The organism is Bradyrhizobium sp. PSBB068, assembly GCA_016839165.1.
Classification (GTDB): domain Bacteria; phylum Pseudomonadota; class Alphaproteobacteria; order Rhizobiales; family Xanthobacteraceae; genus Bradyrhizobium.
On the sequence record CP069300.1, the window covers coordinates 5,620,915 to 5,639,365 of the forward strand.

Sequence of the window (18,451 nt, forward strand, 5' to 3'; positions counted from 1 at the left end):
TTTTGTTTTTGGGACGCTACGCCACCGGGACCGCGGCAAGGGCGGCGAGCACATCCGCGCCCCTGGGAACGCCGAGCCCGGTGCAGGCGCTCCAGCCGGGGCCGGCATCGTAGCCTTTGCCGCCGACGCGGTTGTTGCCCTGCTGGACTACGCGGAAGGCGCCGGGATTGCCGTAGAGCGCCGCATTGAGCAAGCCGATCTGCTCGCCGCGCGCGGCGATCGCAATCGCGACCAGGGCGGCCCATAGCGGCGTCGCGGCGCTGGTCCCGCTCATCGCCATCGGTTGCCCGTTGACGATGATACGGTAGCCCGGGCTTGCCGCGGCCGCGCAGGCGACATCAGGGACGCCGCGCCGGATCGCGCCGTCGTTCTGCGATTGCGGCAGCGTCAGATGCGACTGATAGTCGGGGACGGGAAACGCATCGCTGATGCCGCCGCCGGTGCCGATGGTGCCGGCGTTCCAGACCGCCTCCGCCGCGGCCGCCCCATTGCCCGCAGCAGGCCCGGGCTGCGTGCCGCCGCAGCTCGTCGCATAGGGGCTCGAGGCCGGAAACCAGACATGGACCTTGCCGTCGGTCAGGCCGCTGGTTGCGAGCTGGTCGCCGGAGGCGAACAGCACACTGACGCGCAGCCGCACGGCATCGGCGAGGACCGCCTGCATCGCGTCGCGCCCGGGCCCGGTCCAGAATTTCTCCGCGCTGCCCCAGCTGACCGAGATCACCTGGGGCGCATGCGCTTCATCGAACACCGCCTGATGGATCGCATCCGTGAGACCGGCGGCAGAGTTCTCGGCAAAGTAGACCACGATCTTGCTCTTCGGCAGCAGCCCGGCGAGCACCTGGAGGTCGAGCGCGATTTCCTGATCGGCGACATCGCTGGTGCCGAGGCCGTTGTCATTGCCGGTCGGCGGGACATTGATCACGACCGGCGGCTGCCGGTTCATGCCGGCCAGCGCCATGGCGAGGTCGCTCTCGAGATAGCCGCCGCCGAGGGCTACGATGCCGACACAGATCGACGACACGTCGCGATCGAGCGGAATGCCGTAGCGGGCCGCAATGTCGGTCGGCCACAGCCCGCTGTCGCTCCCCGCGCTGCCGCGGGCCCGCAGCAGCGGCCTCGTGGTCCGGAGCGGCCGCTGATCGAAGCCGAGAATGGCGCGGGTCCATGGCGCGATCTCGGCCGGCACCGTCAGCCCGCCGACCCGCGCGCGAAACACGCGCTCGCCATCACGATAGGTGCGAAGCGTCGCGCCGAAGGTCTCGGCCATCTGCCTCGCCGTGCCCTCAAGCGCCACCGTACGCGCGACGAGATCGGTGGCAACGACGGTGAATCCGCGCTCCGCCGCCAGACGCGTGATCCGCGCGGCGGCGCTGGCATGGCTGCGGTGGCGCTGCGTTGCGAGCTGGCGCCGCGTGACCGGTCTGGCGAGCCGGGCCAGATCGCCGGCGCTTCCCGGCGTAAACTCGTCGGGGGTGCGCCGCTTGACATAGACCACGACGGTGATCCGCTCGTCGGGATCGACATCGCCGACCAGCGTCGCGCCTTCGGGCACGGCGCGGTTGCTGCCGGGCAGCGGAATCCTGCGCTCGGAGGTGCCCGCCATCAATGCGGTCTCACTTGCCGCCGCATGGTGTCGGCTGCACCGGATTCTGCGTATCGTCGTAGGCGCAGAACGGGATCGACCAGACAAAATCCGCCGAGGTCGTGAAGCGCGTGAGACCTGGCTTGCCCTCGAAGATCGGCGGCTGGCTTGAGAACTTCCAGTACCATTCCGGCAACAACGGCCCGAGCGGGCCGATCGGACCGTTCGGGCCGAACGAGAGGAATCCGGCCTGCGACGACGGCGTGCCGTCGGCCTTGAAGACCGCGCGGCCGTGGCAGGTGATGCAGGACGAGGTCGCGACGAAGCCATCCTCGGTGACGGAATTGCCGACCCTGATGTCGAGCCCGACATTGTCGGTAAAATCGGTTTGGGATCCCTTCAGGCAGTAATTGCTGTAGACGGGATCGATGTCGGCGCTCGATAGCATCGCCGCCAATGCGGGCGTCTTCGCGCAATCCGGATAACCCTGGCCGGCGGTGCGGTTGGACGGCACGAACGCGGTCTGCGCACCGAAATTGTCGCGGCAGCCGATGATGTCGCAGCGGCTCGGATTGAACCGGTGCTCGAACGTCGCCCAGGTCCAGTTCGGGACCTGCTTGCTGATCACATGCATCGAGACCAGGGCGTATTGCACGCCGTCCGCGCTGTTGACGTGATAAAGCTGCGGCACCTGCGCCACCGTCACCTTGTTGTGGGTGAATTGCGGAATGCCACTGACCGGCACCCAATTGCCCTTCACCTCGACGGAGTCGACCGGAAACGACAGCGTCTTGCCGAACGCGGCCTTGAGGCCCGACCGCTTGTAGAGATTGTTCTGCACGATGAAGTCGAACGTCGGCTTGTTGTGCCGCGCTTCCTCCATCTGCCCCTGCCCGGCGCCCGGCGGCAGCGCCGGCAGCAATCCGCCGCTCTGCTGCACGCCTTCTTGCGCCACCTGCGGCAGGATCGGCGGGCGCAACGCCGGCGGCGTCGCGGCCGCGGGAAACTGCGGATTGGGCTGGAACAGGTCGGTATCGCTCGCCCAGGTCTCGAAGGTCGAATTGCTGCCGCCGGCGCGGGTATTGGCCTGGATGAAGAGCTGCCAGGCGACCTGATCCGGCGCGGTCATGGCCGGATTCGACGGCGATTGCGCCGCGGCCGGAACGGCGGGAAGCGCAAACAGACTACAAAGGAGCAGCGCGTCGATCGACCTTCTCATCTTTGCTCTCCAAATCGGGTTCAAGGTTGGAATCCGTCCCCCATCCAGCGCGCATAGAGATCGAGCGGGTCCTGCAACCAGCGGTGACCGGGCGGCATGAAGCCGGACGACAGCGCGGCGAAGACGCGGCGTGCATTGGCATGATCGGCAAAATCACCATTGCCGGCCGGGTCGCAGATCCAGTCGGCGTCGCTGAGCCGAACCCCCTTCGGCGTCATGCAGGCGATGTCGCCCGGTCGAAACATCGGCAGGATGTCGTTGCCAAAGCTGGTCGTCATCGGGATCACCGAACCCTTCGCGACATGCACTTCTGGTTGCATATCGTATAAACGACCATCGCACAGGCCGCTGTGAAGCGGCTCACACCGCCGCGCAGCAATTTTTCCACCGGTCCGCGCACGCCGATGCCCACAAGCCGGGGGACCCTTCGAACCCAAACTTCGCGAATTGCGACCAATCAGCTATAGGATGACCATCTGGGGCAATTCGGGCGCATCACATGATCCTGCAATCCCTCGCCGGCCTGCCGGCGTTCCTGGTCTATTTCTGCACGGCGCTGATCGCCGTGGTCGCCTATCTGTTCGTCTACACGCGCGTCACGCCGCATGACGAATTCCAGCTGATCCGCGACAACGATCCGGCGGCAGCGATTGCGCTCGGCCTCAGCCTGCTCGGCTTCGTGCTGCCGGTGGTCAGCGCTATCGCCCATTCCGCCAATGTGATCGACTGTCTGATCTGGAGCATCATCGCGCTGATCGTGCAGATCATCGTCTATTACATCGTGAAGATCCCGGTGCCGAACCTGTCGGCGCGGATCGCCTCCGGCGAAATGGCGGCGGCGATCTGGCTCGGGCTGTCCTCGCTCGCCGCAGGTGCGCTGAACGCGGCCTGCATGATCTACTGAGCCATTGAGCCGAACCATGGCGCGCAAACCAAACCCGGAATTCGGCAAACGGCGGCCGGTGGTGCCGGCGGTACCGCCGCGGCCCGATCCGCCCTCCAAGCGGTCCAATCATGTCGCGCTGCTGATGATGGGCACGCTCGCGGTCGGCAGTGGCGCCTACGCGCTGATGCCGCGGCAGAATTGCCAGCCGATCCCGCCGACGCCGCCGGGCGTCACCACGCCGGCCGTCCCGCAACCCGGCGCCGATTGCACGCAGCGCAGCTCGTCGTCCGGATCGGGCGGCGGTGGCAGCGGTGGCGGCTCGCGCAGCAGCTTCTACAGCGGAAGCTCGTCGTCGGGCGGCTCTTCATCCTCGTCAAGCTCGTCGTCAAGCTCGTCAGTGAGCCGCGGCGGCTTCGGCTCGTTCGCGCATGCATTCGGCTTCGGCGGCGGCTGATGAGCACATTGGCGTGTCGTCGCGTGCTTTCGCTTGCCCGGCAATCAGAGCTGATGGAAACTCGGCGCGGCTCCGCAAATGGCAGGGCGGAAGGTAGGGATCGCGTCGATGAAGCGCTCACGCCGGGTCTGGCTGAAACTGATGGGGAGCGTCGCGATCGGCGCAGCTTCGATCGGGCTGACGCCGGCTCACGCCCGCAGCCGTCATCACCATGCCGGACACAAAACGAAGCGCGATCCGGAGCAAGTGTCGGTGTCGCCCTCCGGCGGCTTCGGCGGCGCGCCGCGCGGCCTCGCCCATTTCGGCCATCCGTCGCATGGTGGCGGCTGATACGAGGCTGAGTAGCGATCAGGTCCCCTTCATGCAACGCATCGCATGTCCCGAGCGCGACGACTGGCAGGCCACCGCCGAGAGCGTCGGCTTCACCTTCCATACCATCGAAGGCGAACGCTACTGGGACGAGCGCGCCTACTACGCTTTCACGCTCGACGAGATCGAGCGTTCGATCGAGGCGCCGACCGGCGAGATCGATGCGATGTGCCTCGAGCTCGCCGGACGCGCGGTCAGGGATGAGCGCTATCTGCGCCGGCTCAAGATTCCGGAGGCGTTCTGGGACCTGATCGCGGCGAGCTGGCGCCGCAGGGATCCAAGCCTCTACGGCCGGCTCGACCTCAGCTTCGACGGCAGCAGCCCGGCCAAGCTGCTCGAATACAATGCCGACACGCCGACCTCGATCTTCGAGGCGGCGGTGTTTCAGTGGACCTGGCTCGAGCAGGCGATCGCGCGCAACATCATCCCGAAACGCGCCGACCAGTTCAACTCGATCCACGAGCGGTTGATCGAAGCCTGGAAGACCATCGGCGCCAACCATCCGCTGCATCTCACCGGATTGACCGGCAATGCCGAGGACGCCGGCACGCTTGCTTATCTCGAGGACACCGCGGCGCAGGCCGGGCTGAAGACCACGCTGCTCGACATCGAGGAGATCGGGCTGCGCGATGACGGCCAGTTCGTCGACCTCGACGAAAGCCTGATCGCACTCGCCTTCAAGCTCTATCCATGGGAGTGGATGTTTCACGACGCATTCGGCAAGAACCTCAGCTCGGCGCCGACGCAATGGATCGAGCCGCCTTGGAAGGCGATCCTGTCCAACAAGGGCATCTTGCCACTGTTGTGGGAGATGTTTCCGGGCCATCCCAACTTGCTGCCGGCCTGGTTCGACGACGACCCGCAGGCCGCGCAGCTAGGCACCTCCTTCGTGCGCAAGCCGATCTATTCGCGCGAGGGCGCCAATGTCGAACTGGTCAGCGCCGGCGTCACGCTGGTCGCCGAGCAAGGCCCCTACGGCGCCGAAGGCTTCATCCGCCAGGCGCTGGCGCCGCTGCCTAATTTCTCCGGCCAGTATCCGGTGCTCGGAAGCTGGCTGGTCGACCACACGCCCTGCGGGCTCTCGATCCGCGAAGATGAAAATCCGATCACCGGCAACACCTCGCGCTTCCTGCCGCACGCGATTTTGTAGCCGGAAGCAGTTGAAGCAAGCGCGATCCTTTCCCGTCATCCTTGAGGTGCGAGCGGAGCGAGCCTCGAAGGATGCACGGCCCGGCTGGTGGCCGTCGACCCTTCGAGACGCCGCTTCGCGGCTCCTCAGGGTCACGGAACGCGCAGAGTTGCGCTTCCCGGTCTAGAGAGATCCAGTCAAGTCACCGCGCAGCGGACGCGACCGCCTTCAGCACATGCAACGCGGCTCCGGCGCGCGCGACCGGGGCGGTGCTGGGCTGATAGAGCCCGCGGCGGTCGGGATACGGCCGGAACAAATTGGTGATGCCGACCACGGATTCCGCCGCGCCTAGCGCCAGCACGCCGTCAGGCTCGAGCATCCGAGAGATCTTGCCGAAGATGCCCGCCTTGGTCTGCTGATCGAAATAGATCAGCACGTTGCGGCAGAAGATCACGTCGAAGGTGCCGAGATGCGAGATGTCCTGCAGCAGGTTGAGCTGGCGATGCTGCACCATGCCGCGGATATCGGCGTTGAGCTGCCAGAGCTCGCCCTGCTGCTTGAAATACTTCAGCAGCAGCTGGATCGGCAGGCCGCGCTGCACCTCGAACTGGCTGAACAGGCCGGCCTTGGACTTTTCCAGCACCGCCTGCGACAGGTCGGTCGCGACGATCTCGATGCGCCAGCCCGCGAACAGCGCGGTCATCTCCTTCAGCAGCATCGCGATCGAATACGGCTCCTGCCCGGTCGACGATGCCGCGCACCAGATCCGCAGGCTGCGGCGCGCCGCGCGCGCCTGTGCCAGCGCCGGCAGCACTGCGTCCTTCAGATGATCGAACGGGATCTTGTCGCGGAAGAAGAAGGTCTCGTTGGTGGTCATCGCTTCGACCACCTCCGAGGTCAGCGCCTCGGCGCCGCCCTTCATCTTCTGGACCAGCTCGGGAATGCCGGCAAGGTTCGACCTGCGCGCCAGCGGCAGCAGGCGGCTCTCGACCAGATATTGCTTATCGCTCGACAGATCGAGCCCAGAACGTTCCTTCAGAAGCTTACGCAGATACTCGTAGTCCAGCGGCGTCACGAACGGTCTCCGGCAAACACGCGAACAAGCTTCGACGCGATCTGATTGAGCGGCAACACCGCGGCGCAGATCCCGGCATTGACCGCAGCACCAGGCATGCCCCACACCACGCTGGTGGCTTCATCCTGGGCGATCACGCTGCCGCCGGCGGCGACGATGTCCTTGCCGCCGCGCATGCCGTCGGAGCCCATGCCGGTCAGGATCACCGACATGATGCTGCCCTGCCAGACATCAATGGCGGAGGTGAACATCGGGTCCACCGCGGGCTTGCAGAAGTTGACCGGCGGCCCGTCGTCGAGCGCGATGGTGGCGTCGATGCCGTGGCGGACGATGCGCATGTGGCGCGCTCCGGGCGCCAGATAGATCCGGCCCGGCTTGATGCTCTCACCGTCGATCCCCTCATGCGCCGGCCGCTTGCTGGCGCGCGCCAGGTGCTCGGCGAGAATCGTGGTGAAGGTCGGCGGCATGTGCTGGGTGATCAGCACCGGGACGCGATCGATCACCGCACCGATCTCCGCGACCAGCGACATCAGCGCCTGCGGGCCGCCGGTGGAGGAGCCGATCAGCAGCACCTTCGGCTGCAGCAGGCCGAACGAACGGCGCGCGATTGGGGCCGACGCCGTGGGCGCTGCAGCCGGAGCCGCCGGACGCGATTTGTCGTGACCGGGCGCCAGCGGCGGACTTACCGTCGTGTGCACGGTGCTGCGCCGCGCCTTGGCGCCGAGATGACGGATCTTCTGGATCAGATCGTGGCGGAAGGTTTCGGCCGCGGTGGCCTCGCGCGTGCTCTCCGGCTTCGGAATGTAGTCGGACGCACCGAGCGACAGCGCCTTCAGGCTGATCTCGGCATTGCGGCGGGTCAGCGTGGAGGCCATGATCACGATGAGATCGCGCTTCTTCGCCAGCAGCTGCGGCAGCGCCGAGATGCCATCGAGGTCGGGCATCTCGATGTCGAGCACCGCGACGTCGGGATTGATGCGATCGAGCTGGTTGACGGCATCGAGGCCGGTGCGCAGCGAAGCCACGACCTCCATGTCGGGCTCGGCACCGATCCAGCGCGAGATCATCCCGCGGATCACCACGGAATCGTCGACCACCATCACCCGCACCTTGTCGGTTCGGGTCGATGTCGGGACCGCAGAACTTGTCAACGCAACACTCATGACTTCACCAGCGACGCAACACGACGCACAACAACCGTTGAGCCGAAGGCTTCTGCCGCCGGATCGAACAGTGAACCTAGATAAGCCCGACTTCCTGGAACTTCGCGGTGACGATGTCCCGGTCGAACGGCTTCATGATGTATTCGTTGGCACCGGCATGCAGCGCGCGGGCGATATGCGCGACGTCATTCTCGGTGGTGCAGAACACGACCTTGGGCTGATCGCCGCCGGGCATGCGGCGGAGATTGCCGAGAAACTCGTAGCCGTCCATCACGGGCATGTTCCAGTCGAGCAGCACGGCCTCGGGCATCGCGCGCTTGCACGCCTCGAGCGCTTTCGCGCCGTCCTCAGCCTCGACGATCGTGAAATCGAGCCCTTCCAGGATACGGCGGGCGACCTTGCGAATGACGCTTGAGTCATCGACAACAAGACAGGTTCTCATCTGCGACCTCACCTTCCTCATCCCCGGGGGGACGTTTCAGTTCTTCAATTCTGTCGGCCCGTCTCAGGCCGCCTTGGCATCAGGCACCAGTTCAAGCACGCGATCGACATCGAGGACGACCATGAGCTGGCCGTCGAGCCGGTGGACGCCGCCGGCGAGCTTGGCCATGCGGAGATCGAGATTGACCGGGTTGTCCTCGCGGCTGTCGTCGGGCAGCCGCAGCACCTCGCCGATCTGGTCGATCAGGAGGCCATAGGATTCGCCGCGCTGGTCGACGCCGACCGCCATCGGCTTGCCGTCGTCGGCCTTCGGCAGCCCGAGCCGGGCGCGCATGTCGACCACGGTGACGATGCGGCCGCGCAAATTGAGCACGCCGGCGATCTCGCTGGAGGCCAGCGGCACCCGCGTCAGCCGCTCCGGCATGAACACATCCTGCACCCGCGAGATCGGCAGCCCGAACAGCTGCCCGCCGATCACAGCGGTGACGTACTCGGCCATCGCGCCTTCACTGGTCTCGGTCTTGGTCATCAATGCTGTTTCCTTCAAGCGGCGCGCCGCAACTCTGCGGTCTGCTCTTTCAGCGCCGCGATCAGCCCGGGACGGTCGAACTTGGCGACATAGTCGTGGAAGCCGGCCTGCCGGCCGCGCTCGATCGCCGCCGGCGACACCATCGCCGACAGCGCGATGATCGGCAGCTGGTTCAGATTGTGGTCAGACCGGATGTTCTCGGCGAACTCGAAGCCGTTCATCTCGGGCATCTCGATGTCGGTCAGCACGACGTCGAAGGCCTGCCCCGAGCGCAGCGCGGCGAGCCCCTCCTGCGCGCCGCCCGCGGTCCGCACCTTGTAGCCGGCGGCTTTCAGCACCGGCGCCAGCATGTTGCGGAAGAACGCGCTGTCGTCGACCAGCAGCACCGACTGCGCGCTGGCCGACGGACGCATCTCCTTGCGCGAGAACCAGTCGGCGAACGCCATCGGGAGGAAGTGGCCGACGTCGATCACCTCGGTGGCCTGGCCCTTGATCACGGCCGAGCCCAGAATGCCGTCCTGGCTGCCCGCGACCTCGATGTTGAGCTTTTCCTCGACGATGTCGATGATCTCGTCGACCACGAGCCCCATCGAGCGGCCGTCGTCGGCGAACACCAGGATCGGCTGCGACCCCTGCGCCTGCACCTCGACGCCGGCCATCTGCACCAGCGGCATCAGCTGCTCGCGGTACTGCACCATGTAGCGGCCGTTCGAGAGCTCGATCTTGTCGGTTGCGATCTCCTCCAGCCGCGTGACGAGGCCGAGCGGCACCGCCTTGGGCTGCGAGGAGCCGGCGCGGAACACCAACAGCGAGGTCAGCTGCTCGCCGCTCGCGGCATGGGCTGAGGCATTTTCGTCGGCCATGTCATGGGCCGAGGAGCCGGAGGCGCCGAGCGCCTTGGCGATGCCGTTGGGGTCGATGATCATGATCACGGCGCCATCGCCCAAAATGGTGTTGCCGGAGAACATGTCGATGTGCCGCAGTTTTGTGGACATCGGCTTGACCACGATCTCCTCGGTGTGGAACACGCCGTCGACCACGATGCCGAAGGTCTGGCTGCCGACCTGCGTCACCACGATGAAGCCGTTCTCGGCATCGCTGGTGGTGGTGGCGCCGTCGTCGATCCTCAGCAGCTTCTTGAGATGAATCAGCGGCAGCAGCTTGTTGCGCAGCCGCAAGACCGCGGTGTCCTTGATCCGCTCGATGCGGTGCTCGGAGTTGGCGCGGGCCCGCACCAGCTCGACCACGGACAGTTGCGGAATGGCAAAACGGTCGCCGCCGGCTTCCACGATCAGCGCCGAGACGATCGCCAAGGTCAGCGGGATCTTGATGGTGACACTGGCGCCCTCGCCGGCCACGCTCTTGATGTCGATGGTGCCGCCGATCTGGTCGATATTGGTTCGCACCACGTCCATGCCGACGCCGCGGCCGGACACCGAGGTCACCTGCGCTGCGGTCGAGAAGCCCGGCGCGAAGATGAACTTGTGGATCTGGGCCTCGGTCATCTTCTCCAATTCAGCCTCGGTGACGAGACCGTTCTGGAGTGCCTTGGCCTTGATCCGCTCGGTGTTGAGCCCGCGGCCATTGTCGGCGATGCAGATGATGATGTGGCCGCCTTCGTGATAGGCACTGAGGCGGATGGTGCCCTGCTCCGGCTTGCCGGCGGCGAGGCGTTCGGCGGTGGTCTCCAGCCCGTGATCGGCGGAGTTGCGCACCATGTGCGTCAGCGGATCCTTGATCAGGTCGAGCACCTGGCGGTCGAGCTCGGTGTCGGCGCCGTGCATCTCGAGCTCGATCTGCTTGCCGAGTTCGCCGGAGAGGTCGCGGACGATGCGCGGCAGCTTCTGCCAGGCATTGCCGATGGGCTGCATCCGCGTCTTCATGACGCCTTCCTGCAGCTCGGCGGTGACGTTGGAGAGCCGCTGCAACGGCACCTTGAACTCGGTGTCCTCGTTGCGGCGCGAGATCTCCAAGAGCTGATTGCGGGTCAGCACCAGCTCGGAGACCATGGTCATCAGGTGCTCGAGGGTATCGACATTGACCCGGATCGACTGGTTGGCGATCTTGTCGCCTTCCTGGACGTCTTCGGCGGCGGCCTTGCGGGCCGGCTTCTTCGCAGCTTCAGCCGGCTCGGCGGCGGGGGCTGCGGCAACGAGCTTCGCGGCAGGCGCCGGCGCAGGTGCAGCCACTTCGATCTCGGTCTCGCGGAAGGCACGCTCGAGCTCGTCGAGCGAGACCTCGCCCGGACGCAAGGGGCGCTCCAGCGTCTGCACCACCAGCGTGCCTTCGGCCATATCCGCCTGTACCGACGGCGCTTCGACGACCGGCACATCTTCTTCGGCAGCGGCATCACCGGCGGCCATTGCCGCCATGCCGCGCTCGACCATCGCTTCCAGCTGATCGATCAGATCGCGGTCGTTGCCTTCGGGCTCGGCCTCGGCCGCCTCGAGGCCGGCCAATATCTCCTTGATGCGGTCGATCGAGGACAGGATCAGCGTCACGGCTTCCGCTCTCACCGGCATGCCGTCGCGGAATTTGCCCATCAAGGTCTCGCCGGCATGCGCCAGCGCTTCCAGCCGCGGCAGCCCGAGGAAGCCGCAGGTCCCCTTGATCGTGTGCACAAGGCGGAAAATGTTGTCCAGGATCTTCGCGTTGTTCGGATCCTGCTCGAACTGCACCAGCTGGTTGTCGACCGTATCCAGGCTCTCGCTGCTCTCCGTCAGGAACTCGCGCAACAGATCGTCCATGAAACCAACCTTCGAAAAACGCCGAAAACGCAGCGGCGCGCGAGATCGACGCGCCTGACGGAACTTGGGTCAGCTTCTCCGCAAAGCGTTTAAGTTTGGTTGAGCAAATGGAAAAGAACGGGATCAACAAAGAGATAAGGCCGCGCGATTGAATCGCGCGGCCCATCGTAACCTTTGATTAATGATCTTCGCGCGGCTGCCTTCAGGCTGCGGCGACAATGACCTTGTCGCCGTCGAGCGTGAGCGTCACCTTCAGCCCGCAGGCTTCCGCCAGCAGGCGCGTGTAATATGGCTGAACCGCATGCGCATCGACCGTGTTCGCCGACGTCCCGTTGAGGATATCGACGATGTTCTGCGGCACGCGGGCATTGAGCCCTGCGGATGTGATCCGGAAGAGCGTCGCGTCACCCTCGCCGACCGGATCGACGGTGAGCGTGCCGCCGCGCGGGATCGTCTGCTGCGCGACCACCAGCATGTTCAGCAGCAGCTTGACGCGGTTCTTGGGCAGCAGCAGCCGCGGCAAATTCCAGGTCAGCGTCACCTTGCCGTCCTCGATGTGCCCCTTCGCCATGTTCTGGGCGTCGCCGAGATCGATCTGCGCGCCGGAGGAACCGGCGGCGCCGAATGCAAGCCGGCAGAATTGCAGCCGGGCCGATGCGGTCTTCGCGCTCTTGCGGATCAGATCGAGCGCGAAGTCGCGATCTTCGGGCTTCGGATTGTCGTCGAGGACCTCAAGCCCATTGACGATCGCGCCGACCGGACTGATGAGATCGTGACAGACTTTCGAGCACAGCAGTGCTGCGAGCTCGAGTGCATCGGGAGCGGGACCGGGAGACGAAGTGCCAGACATCAATTGTTTCCTGGAAAGCCGCACGCCGACCGAGGAGTGCGAATCACGCATGCCTGTCGGCTTGATACACCGGGCAGACGGATGCTGCCAGCTTGCGGCGGGACTGACATCATGATCTCAGGGGAAGGCGAACAGGATATGAGACCCGCCCATGAATAAGGCACAATCGGCCACCGTCGACTGCGACAAGGCCGCAACGCTACTCGAATCACTGACCGAGCTGGTGATCCGGGCCGGCGAGGCGATTCTCGCGGTCAACCGTTCCGCCATGCATGTGACCGGCAAGAGTGACGGCTCGCCGGTCACCGAGGCCGATCTTGCCGCCGATCACATCATCGTCGAGGGGCTGACGCGGCTGGCGCCGCATGTGTCGCTGCTGTCGGAGGAGCGCGTCCATCTGGCGACGCCGCCCTACAAGGACAGTTTCTTCCTGATCGACCCGCTCGACGGCACCAAGGAGTTCGTCGCCGGCCGCAACGAGTTCACCGTCAATGTGGCGCTGGTCACGCATGGCGTGCCGCTGCTCGGCATCGTCGGTGCGCCGGCGCTCGGGCTGATCTGGCGCGGCATCGTCGGCAAGGGCGCGGAGCGATTGACTTTGCAAGGCCACGCGGTGTCGCAGGCGGTGCCGATCAAGACCCGTCCCTGCCCGCCGCGTGGCGCGCCCTGGACCGTCGCGGTCAGCCGCTCGCACGGCGATGCACGGACCGAATCCTTCATCGACGAACGTGGCGGTGCGGTCCGCGCCGTGCTGGGATCAGCCGTCAAGTTCGGCCGCGTCGCCGAAGGCGAGGTGGATATCTATCCCCGCCTCTCGCCGACGTCCGAATGGGATGTGGCGGCCGGTCATGCGGTGATCGTTGCGGCCGGCGGCAAGGTGACCGATTCGCACGGGCATCCCTTGCATTTCGGGCTCGGCCGCGAAAACTTTCTGGTGCCGGAATTCATCGCATGGGGCGACCCAGCCGCGGCCTAAAGCATGATCCGGAAAAGTGCGAAGCGGTTTTCCGAAAAGATCATGCTCAAACAAAAGAGCCGATTACTGTGCGAGACCTTCTTCCAGCTCCGGCCAGCGCGCCGCGGCTTCCGTCAGGAAGCGCGCGGGATCGGCGGCAAAGGCATCGCGGCTGTGTTCCCGATTGAACAGATAGAGCCTGTTCCCGATCACGACCCAGAATCGCGGATTGCCCGCGCAGGTGACGCCCCGCACCAGATCGGTCGGGTCGTAGCCGCCGAACTGTGGGCCATAGATTTCCGGATGTGCCACGAATGAGGCACGGTTGCCTTCGTTACGGAAACGCCAGACCACGCCGCTTCCGGCGGCCTCGAATTCCGGCCGCCCCTGGGTGGCGGCGGCGTCGGTGAAATAGGCGACCGGATCGAATCCCTCGATCGCAAGGCCGGAGTAGCGGTTCGTCACCACGCGCTCGCTCGTGGTGGCCCGAACCGGCAAAGCGGGCCAGATGGCCGCCAAAATGCCCGCCAACAGGCCGAAAAACGCCATGCCCCGGCACGATCCATATCTTTCCTGCCGTTGTGCCGTCATAGTTGATACCGATAACATCCGAGTCGAGGGGACACCGGGCGCAACCTAGAGCCGTGCCTGTTGGCATCAGGTTAAAGGGCAACGCCCGGATTTCGATAGCAGGGGTTCTTAATGACTTTCGCATCACGCCTTGCCGCGGTCGCGTTTGCCGCGCTGATGTGCTGGAGCGCAGGGGCGTCCGCGCAGCAGCCCCCACCACCGCAATATCCGCCGCCGCAGCGTCAACCGACCCCGTATACTTACGGGCCCGACGAACTGGTCGGCGCCGGACACAAGTTCTTCGGCAACGTTTCGCGCGGACTCGCCTCGGTGATCGAGCGCGCGGTCAGCCAATGGGGTCTGCCCAACGGTTATGTGCTCGGCGAGGAAGGCTCCGGCGCGTTCGTGGCCGGACTGCGCTATGGCGAAGGCACGCTCTACACCAAGAACGCCGGCGACCTCAGGGTCTACTGGCAGGGTCCCTCGGTCGGCTTCGACTGGGGCGGCGACGGCGCCCGGACCATGACGCTGGTCTACAATCTGCCCTCGACGCAGGCGATCTATCAGCGCTTCGTCGGCATCGACGGCTCCGCCTATATCGTCGGCGGCTTCGGCATGACGGCACTCACCGCCAACAACATCGTGCTGGTCCCGATTCGCTCGGGCATCGGCCTCAGGCTCGGCGCCAGCGTCGGCTATCTCAAATACACCCCGCGCGCGACCTGGAACCCGTTCTAGGCCGCAAGCCCCGGTCGGTTGAATCCGCCGGGGCGCGTCGGCGCCGTTAGCGATTCACCTTAACGCGGCAACGGGCTGGCCTTCGGCTGGCCCGCCGTGGCATTGTGATTAACAAATTCTTTCTTCCTCTCCTGGAGTGATCTTTCATGATCGAGCCGATCATGTACGCGGCGATCGGTTTCCTGATCTCGATGCTGTGTGGCCTGATGATCGTGCCGCTGGTGCATAACCGGGCGGTGCGGCTGACCACGCGCCGGATGGAGGCGGCCACCCCGCTGTCGATGGCCGAGATCCAGGCCGACAAGGACCAGCTCCGCGCCGAATTCGCCATGTCGGCCCGCCGGCTCGAGATGAGCGTCGACCAGCTCAAGAGCAAGACCACGAGCCAGCTCGCCGAGCTCGGCAAGAAGACCGATGCGATCAACCGCATGAAGATCGAGCTCGGCGAGAAGAACGCCGCGATCTTCGCGCTGGAAGCGCGCGAGAAGGCAATGAAGGAGCAGCTTCGCGCCACCGAGGAAGAGTTCGCCGCCAAGACCGAGCTGCTGCGCACCGCCGAGCAGGCGCTGACCGACAAGCAGGGCGAGCTCGGCAGGATCAACGCCGAGCTCAACGACCGCTCGATGACCGCCGACAGCCGCCAGGTCGAACTGGTCGCGGTGCGGACCCAGGTCGAGGAACTGAAGACCCGCGTCGGCGACGCCGCCAGGGAATTCGCGGCGACCGAAGCCCGCCTCGCCCAAGAGCGCAGCCAGTCGGAAACCGCAACGCGCGATCTCACCGATGCGCGCGGCCGGGTCGAGAATCTGAGCCAGCGGGTCACCGATCTCGACCGCCAGCTGATCGTCCAGGTCAAGGAAGCCGAGATGCTCGGCAATCGCGTCAGCGACCTCGAGACACGGCTTGCGACCCAGGGCAAGCTGCTCGCCGAGCGCGAATTCGAGAACGGCCAGCTCAAGCAGGCCAATGCTGCCGCCGAGCGGACCCTGCAGGAATTGCGCGAGGAGATCGCCGCAACCGGCGGCGGCAAATCGTCCGCGCTCGAGAAGCTGCGCCAGGAGAAGGCCGCGCTCGAGGAGCAGCTACGCACAGCCCGCGACGAGCGCGGCAAGCTGCAGCGCGACATCAACGCGATCCAGCAGCAGGCCGAAAGCTCCTGGGCAACCGAGCGGATGGAGAACGCGCTGCTGCGCGAGCGCATCAACGACATCGCGGCCGAGGTGGCCAAGCTGGCAATCCAGCTCGAGGGCCCCAATTCGGCGATCGAGGCCATGCTGGCGGCGGAGCCGACCGTGCCGGCCAAGGCCGCCGCCAAGCCCGCCAACGGTGCAGCAAACGGCGTCTCGCCGGGCAGCGGGATGCCCGAAGGCGGCGGCACGCTCGCCGAACGCATCCGGGCGCTGCAGTCACACGCCTCCCGCGCCCGCCAGCAGGGAGCCTGATTTACGCAGGGTTTGGCTTGACACCCCTACCCGGCACTTCGTAAATCGCACGCTCTGACGAAGCGCCTTCATCGACCGGCCGCCGACCAGCGGCCTTTGGCACGTCACATCCCGGACGCATAGCTCAGCGGGAGAGCGTTCCCTTCACACGGGAGAGGTCCAAGGTTCGATCCCTTGTGCGTCCACCATTCCTTTCCCGCCTGTCACCCAACCGCAGACTTTGGCCGGGCGTTATGCCGTCCCCGTACCCGGTCCACCGCAGCGCAACAAGCGCGCCGGGGAAGATCGGCCGACCACCCCTCCCACGGAGTCCTACGGGGTTTTGTTTACAGGCCTCCTCGGCTACCTTCCCGGAACTCGCGGGGGCCAGGGAAGTCTCGATGCGCAAGGGCAACGACTACATTCTGAAGCTGCGGCCTTGGTCCCTGTCGACCTTCGTCGTCGCCCTGCTGGTCGTGGTGCTGGCGACCGCGACCCAGGAGATGTTCGCAAGCTTCGGCATGCAACTCTATTTCGCTGGCTTCGTGCCGGCGATCCTGGTCGCCGGCCTGATGGGCGGCGCGCCGGCCGGCGCTTTCGCCACGATCATCACCGTTCCGATCGTCTGGTGGGCGTTCATGCCGCCCTATTTCGAATTCGCCTGGCCGACGGCCGACGACTACGACAGCATCGCGATGTTCCTGCTGTCGAGCGGGCTCCTGGTCAGCTTTTCGCAGCTCTATCGGGAAGCGCTGGTCATCCTGCGCAAGTAACGCGCCCGGCGCGGACCGCTCCTGCTCGACTGTGGCGGCAAGCCGGCCGCCTGCACCGATCGACCGCCTCAGATCCCGAACATCCAGACCGCGACGATGGTGGCCAGCGTTGCCAGTCCGCTGGTGGTCCAGCCCACCGCGTAGAAGGTGTCGTCGGGGGCGGTGTCGAGCACCGTATTGGTGGTTTCCGTCACTGATCGCCAACGCATGGCGTCTCTCCTCGGAACTCCTGCCCGGCGACATAACGCGGCTCGCGGTTCCCGGTTCCGCCTCGATCGCAGCGGCCGCGCCGTTCACGCTGAGCTCACGGACTGCTGATCGGCAACGCGGAACCTGCGACATTCTGTCCCGTTGAGGGGCGCCGGAAACCAACTTGGGAGAACCATCCGATGCGAACACTGATCCTCGCCGCCACCGCCCTCGCCTTCGTCTCGTCCACCGCACTCGCGCAGGACAAGGCAGGCGGTACCACGGCCCCCGCAGCACAAAGCGGCGACACAGCGGCCAAGGGCGAGGCGACCAAGATGGCGCCGAAGAAGAAAGCCAAGAAGGCAAAGAAATCGAAGGCCAAGTCCGGCGGCGCCGCCACCACCGGCGACGATGCGACCAAGCAATAATCAGAAACAATCGCGCACCGCGATCACGGAAGAGACGAAACGGAAAAGGCCGCCCGAAGGCGGCCTTTTTGCTGTCTCGGTGCGGATGCTGCCTCGGCTCGTCACGTCGTGATCAACTGCGCCGATCGTGCGAGGCCTCGAATCCTATGTCAGCAACGGCTGGACCGGTGATCGCCGGACCAACGAAATTCAGGTGCGGGAGAGGGAGCGAAAGAGGCGCAGAGCCGATAATCCGCACCGCCATCGGATCGTTCTGAAAATTGACCACCGGCTCCAGGAATTGCTCCACCTCCCGCACCTTTTGTTGTGCCGCGCGTGCAGCGACGACGCATGATCCAAACGGGCTATCACCTCGATGCGGTGACAAGATTCATTGATCAGCTGGGTGCTGAGGGCCATCGTCGTGGCGCCCCGCGAGCCCGCTCTCTTGCACGCGCTCCGCAAACCAGCGCGACGTGGCGTGGTCGATCGCGCCGCCGGCATAGACTTCGGAAAAGCTCACGCCGTTCGGTCCGACGATCACGAGCACGCCCATCGCATAGGCAAACCAGACATTCGGATCGGTCAGCGCGGCCAGCTTGCGCTGATCGTGATCGAGCGGCTGGTGATTGCTGTCCTTGCGCAGCTCGATGGCCAGGAGATTGTTCGGGATATCGCGCTGATGCACGACGATATCGGGATAGATCGACTTGCCGAGATGGTCATCGGTCGAGCTACCCGAGCCGCGTGGCAGCCGCAGCGTGCGCTCGCCGAGCCGATCGTAGTTGCAATCGACCTGCCAGCCGGCGAACTGCCGCTCGACATAGACCGCGATTCGGTGAGTAAGCGTTCGCTCGCCGAGATCGCGCTCCAGCAGGAACGTCTCCTGCGCGTAAAACTCCTGCACGGCGGCGATCACCTTGTTCAGCTCGGTCTGCATGGGCGCCTCCGACT

At 65.5% G+C, this 18,451-nt stretch carries 21 protein-coding genes and 1 tRNA gene; 10 read left to right on the plus strand and 12 right to left on the minus strand.

The features are described from left to right. Positions 1–16: 16 nt before the first annotated feature. Genes JQ507_26170 through JQ507_26180 form a run of 3 tightly spaced genes read right to left on the minus strand, consistent with a single transcriptional unit; the run spans position 17 to position 3,079 of the window. The gene (locus tag JQ507_26170) at positions 17–1,603 is read right to left on the minus strand and encodes a S8/S53 family peptidase (protein ID QRI68384.1); all 1,587 of its coding nucleotides are present in this window, start codon (positions 1,601–1,603) and stop codon (positions 17–19) included. A 10-nt stretch (positions 1,604–1,613) separates the two neighbouring features. Beyond that, positions 1,614–2,801 carry a hypothetical protein gene (locus JQ507_26175; protein ID QRI68385.1) on the minus strand — a complete coding sequence of 396 codons (1,188 nt, stop codon included), beginning with the start codon at positions 2,799–2,801 and terminating at the stop codon, positions 1,614–1,616. A 20-nt stretch (positions 2,802–2,821) separates the two neighbouring features. Beyond that, the gene (locus tag JQ507_26180) at positions 2,822–3,079 is read right to left on the minus strand and encodes a hypothetical protein (protein ID QRI68386.1); all 258 of its coding nucleotides are present in this window, start codon (positions 3,077–3,079) and stop codon (positions 2,822–2,824) included. 221 nt (positions 3,080–3,300) lie between these two features. On the opposite strand from JQ507_26180, the gene JQ507_26185 reads away from it, so the two are divergent. The 4 genes from JQ507_26185 to JQ507_26200 all read left to right on the plus strand — a co-directional run bounded on the left by JQ507_26185 (position 3,301) and on the right by JQ507_26200 (position 5,660). Next, positions 3,301–3,705 carry a DUF350 domain-containing protein gene (locus JQ507_26185; GenBank protein QRI68387.1) on the plus strand — a complete coding sequence of 135 codons (405 nt, stop codon included), beginning with the start codon at positions 3,301–3,303 and terminating at the stop codon, positions 3,703–3,705. A 16-nt stretch (positions 3,706–3,721) separates the two neighbouring features. Next, entirely contained in the window at positions 3,722–4,141 is a 420-nt protein-coding gene (locus JQ507_26190) for a hypothetical protein (GenBank protein QRI68388.1), read from the plus strand. A 108-nt stretch (positions 4,142–4,249) separates the two neighbouring features. Beyond that, positions 4,250–4,471: a hypothetical protein gene (locus tag JQ507_26195; GenBank protein ID QRI68389.1), complete on the plus strand. Its 222-nt coding sequence runs from the start codon at positions 4,250–4,252 to the stop codon at positions 4,469–4,471. A 31-nt stretch (positions 4,472–4,502) separates the two neighbouring features. After that, a complete protein-coding gene (locus tag JQ507_26200; protein QRI68390.1) occupies positions 4,503–5,660 on the plus strand; it encodes a glutathionylspermidine synthase family protein in 1,158 nt (385 codons plus the stop codon). Positions 5,661–5,841: 181 nt separating this feature from the next. Here the strand turns inward: JQ507_26200 and JQ507_26205 are convergent, their stop codons facing one another. The 6 genes from JQ507_26205 to JQ507_26230 form a co-directional block, all read right to left on the minus strand. After that, entirely contained in the window at positions 5,842–6,714 is an 873-nt protein-coding gene (locus JQ507_26205; protein QRI68391.1) for a protein-glutamate O-methyltransferase CheR, read from the minus strand. Then, entirely contained in the window at positions 6,711–7,877 is a 1,167-nt protein-coding gene (locus tag JQ507_26210; GenBank protein QRI68392.1) for a chemotaxis response regulator protein-glutamate methylesterase, read from the minus strand. The genes JQ507_26205 and JQ507_26210 overlap by 4 nt, the downstream gene beginning before the upstream one ends. 76 nt (positions 7,878–7,953) lie before the next feature. After that, positions 7,954–8,319: a response regulator gene (locus JQ507_26215; protein QRI68393.1), complete on the minus strand. Its 366-nt coding sequence runs from the start codon at positions 8,317–8,319 to the stop codon at positions 7,954–7,956. Between the two features lie 63 nt (positions 8,320–8,382). Then, positions 8,383–8,850 (minus strand): chemotaxis protein CheW, encoded by a 468-nt coding sequence (locus JQ507_26220; GenBank protein QRI68394.1) that lies wholly within the window; start codon positions 8,848–8,850, stop codon positions 8,383–8,385. An 11-nt stretch (positions 8,851–8,861) separates the two neighbouring features. After that, complete coding sequence (locus tag JQ507_26225) at positions 8,862–11,594, minus strand: hybrid sensor histidine kinase/response regulator (protein QRI68395.1); 2,733 nt, start codon at positions 11,592–11,594, stop codon at positions 8,862–8,864. A gap of 202 nt (positions 11,595–11,796) precedes the next feature. Continuing rightward, positions 11,797–12,444, minus strand: a complete 648-nt coding sequence (locus JQ507_26230) for a histidine phosphotransferase (protein ID QRI68396.1) — start codon at positions 12,442–12,444, stop codon at positions 11,797–11,799. A gap of 151 nt (positions 12,445–12,595) precedes the next feature. Here JQ507_26230 and cysQ point away from each other — a divergent pair, with 151 nt between their 5' ends. Then, positions 12,596–13,420: a 3'(2'),5'-bisphosphate nucleotidase CysQ gene (gene cysQ, locus JQ507_26235; protein ID QRI68397.1), complete on the plus strand. Its 825-nt coding sequence runs from the start codon at positions 12,596–12,598 to the stop codon at positions 13,418–13,420. 63 nt (positions 13,421–13,483) lie between these two features. Here the strand turns inward: cysQ and JQ507_26240 are convergent, their stop codons facing one another. Further along, complete coding sequence (locus tag JQ507_26240) at positions 13,484–13,948, minus strand: hypothetical protein (protein QRI68398.1); 465 nt, start codon at positions 13,946–13,948, stop codon at positions 13,484–13,486. Between the two features lie 153 nt (positions 13,949–14,101). Between JQ507_26240 and JQ507_26245 the strand changes: the two genes are divergently transcribed. From JQ507_26245 to JQ507_26260, 4 genes are all read left to right on the plus strand, one after another. After that, positions 14,102–14,707 carry a DUF1134 domain-containing protein gene (locus JQ507_26245; GenBank protein QRI68399.1) on the plus strand — a complete coding sequence of 202 codons (606 nt, stop codon included), beginning with the start codon at positions 14,102–14,104 and terminating at the stop codon, positions 14,705–14,707. Between the two features lie 146 nt (positions 14,708–14,853). Then, positions 14,854–16,149: a hypothetical protein gene (locus tag JQ507_26250; GenBank protein ID QRI68400.1), complete on the plus strand. Its 1,296-nt coding sequence runs from the start codon at positions 14,854–14,856 to the stop codon at positions 16,147–16,149. A 113-nt stretch (positions 16,150–16,262) separates the two neighbouring features. Next, positions 16,263–16,337: transfer RNA gene (locus tag JQ507_26255), tRNA-Val, on the plus strand. 192 nt (positions 16,338–16,529) lie between these two features. Further along, a complete protein-coding gene (locus JQ507_26260; protein ID QRI68401.1) occupies positions 16,530–16,901 on the plus strand; it encodes a DUF4118 domain-containing protein in 372 nt (123 codons plus the stop codon). A 68-nt stretch (positions 16,902–16,969) separates the two neighbouring features. On the opposite strand, the gene JQ507_26265 is transcribed toward JQ507_26260, so the two are convergent. Then, complete coding sequence (locus JQ507_26265) at positions 16,970–17,110, minus strand: hypothetical protein (GenBank protein ID QRI68402.1); 141 nt, start codon at positions 17,108–17,110, stop codon at positions 16,970–16,972. A 180-nt stretch (positions 17,111–17,290) separates the two neighbouring features. Here JQ507_26265 and JQ507_26270 point away from each other — a divergent pair, with 180 nt between their 5' ends. Next, positions 17,291–17,518 carry a hypothetical protein gene (locus JQ507_26270; GenBank protein ID QRI68403.1) on the plus strand — a complete coding sequence of 76 codons (228 nt, stop codon included), beginning with the start codon at positions 17,291–17,293 and terminating at the stop codon, positions 17,516–17,518. A 370-nt stretch (positions 17,519–17,888) separates the two neighbouring features. Here the strand turns inward: JQ507_26270 and JQ507_26275 are convergent, their stop codons facing one another. Continuing rightward, the gene (locus JQ507_26275) at positions 17,889–18,437 is read right to left on the minus strand and encodes a hypothetical protein (GenBank protein ID QRI68404.1); all 549 of its coding nucleotides are present in this window, start codon (positions 18,435–18,437) and stop codon (positions 17,889–17,891) included. Between the last annotated feature and the right edge of the window lie 14 nt (positions 18,438–18,451).

Bases quoted from the DNA above. Each gene is read 5' to 3' on its own strand.
- JQ507_26170 (QRI68384.1), bottom strand. From the start codon at position 1,603: ATGGCGGGCACCTCCGAGCGCAGGATTCCGCTGCCCGGCAGCAACCGC.
- JQ507_26175 (QRI68385.1), bottom strand. From the start codon at position 2,801: ATGAGAAGGTCGATCGACGCGCTGCTCCTTTGTAGTCTGTTTGCGCTT.
- JQ507_26180 (QRI68386.1), bottom strand. From the start codon at position 3,079: ATGACGACCAGCTTTGGCAACGACATCCTGCCGATGTTTCGACCGGGC.
- JQ507_26185 (QRI68387.1), top strand. From the start codon at position 3,301: ATGATCCTGCAATCCCTCGCCGGCCTGCCGGCGTTCCTGGTCTATTTC.
- JQ507_26190 (QRI68388.1), top strand. From the start codon at position 3,722: ATGGCGCGCAAACCAAACCCGGAATTCGGCAAACGGCGGCCGGTGGTG.
- JQ507_26195 (QRI68389.1), top strand. From the start codon at position 4,250: ATGAAGCGCTCACGCCGGGTCTGGCTGAAACTGATGGGGAGCGTCGCG.
- JQ507_26200 (QRI68390.1), top strand. From the start codon at position 4,503: ATGCAACGCATCGCATGTCCCGAGCGCGACGACTGGCAGGCCACCGCC.
- JQ507_26210 (QRI68392.1), bottom strand. From the start codon at position 7,877: ATGAGTGTTGCGTTGACAAGTTCTGCGGTCCCGACATCGACCCGAACC.
- JQ507_26215 (QRI68393.1), bottom strand. From the start codon at position 8,319: ATGAGAACCTGTCTTGTTGTCGATGACTCAAGCGTCATTCGCAAGGTC.
- JQ507_26225 (QRI68395.1), bottom strand. From the start codon at position 11,594: ATGGACGATCTGTTGCGCGAGTTCCTGACGGAGAGCAGCGAGAGCCTG.
- JQ507_26230 (QRI68396.1), bottom strand. From the start codon at position 12,444: ATGTCTGGCACTTCGTCTCCCGGTCCCGCTCCCGATGCACTCGAGCTC.
- cysQ (QRI68397.1), top strand. From the start codon at position 12,596: ATGAATAAGGCACAATCGGCCACCGTCGACTGCGACAAGGCCGCAACG.
- JQ507_26240 (QRI68398.1), bottom strand. From the start codon at position 13,948: ATGGCGTTTTTCGGCCTGTTGGCGGGCATTTTGGCGGCCATCTGGCCC.
- JQ507_26245 (QRI68399.1), top strand. From the start codon at position 14,102: ATGACTTTCGCATCACGCCTTGCCGCGGTCGCGTTTGCCGCGCTGATG.
- JQ507_26250 (QRI68400.1), top strand. From the start codon at position 14,854: ATGATCGAGCCGATCATGTACGCGGCGATCGGTTTCCTGATCTCGATG.
- JQ507_26260 (QRI68401.1), top strand. From the start codon at position 16,530: ATGCGCAAGGGCAACGACTACATTCTGAAGCTGCGGCCTTGGTCCCTG.
- JQ507_26265 (QRI68402.1), bottom strand. From the start codon at position 17,110: ATGCGTTGGCGATCAGTGACGGAAACCACCAATACGGTGCTCGACACC.
- JQ507_26270 (QRI68403.1), top strand. From the start codon at position 17,291: ATGCGAACACTGATCCTCGCCGCCACCGCCCTCGCCTTCGTCTCGTCC.
- JQ507_26275 (QRI68404.1), bottom strand. From the start codon at position 18,437: ATGCAGACCGAGCTGAACAAGGTGATCGCCGCCGTGCAGGAGTTTTAC.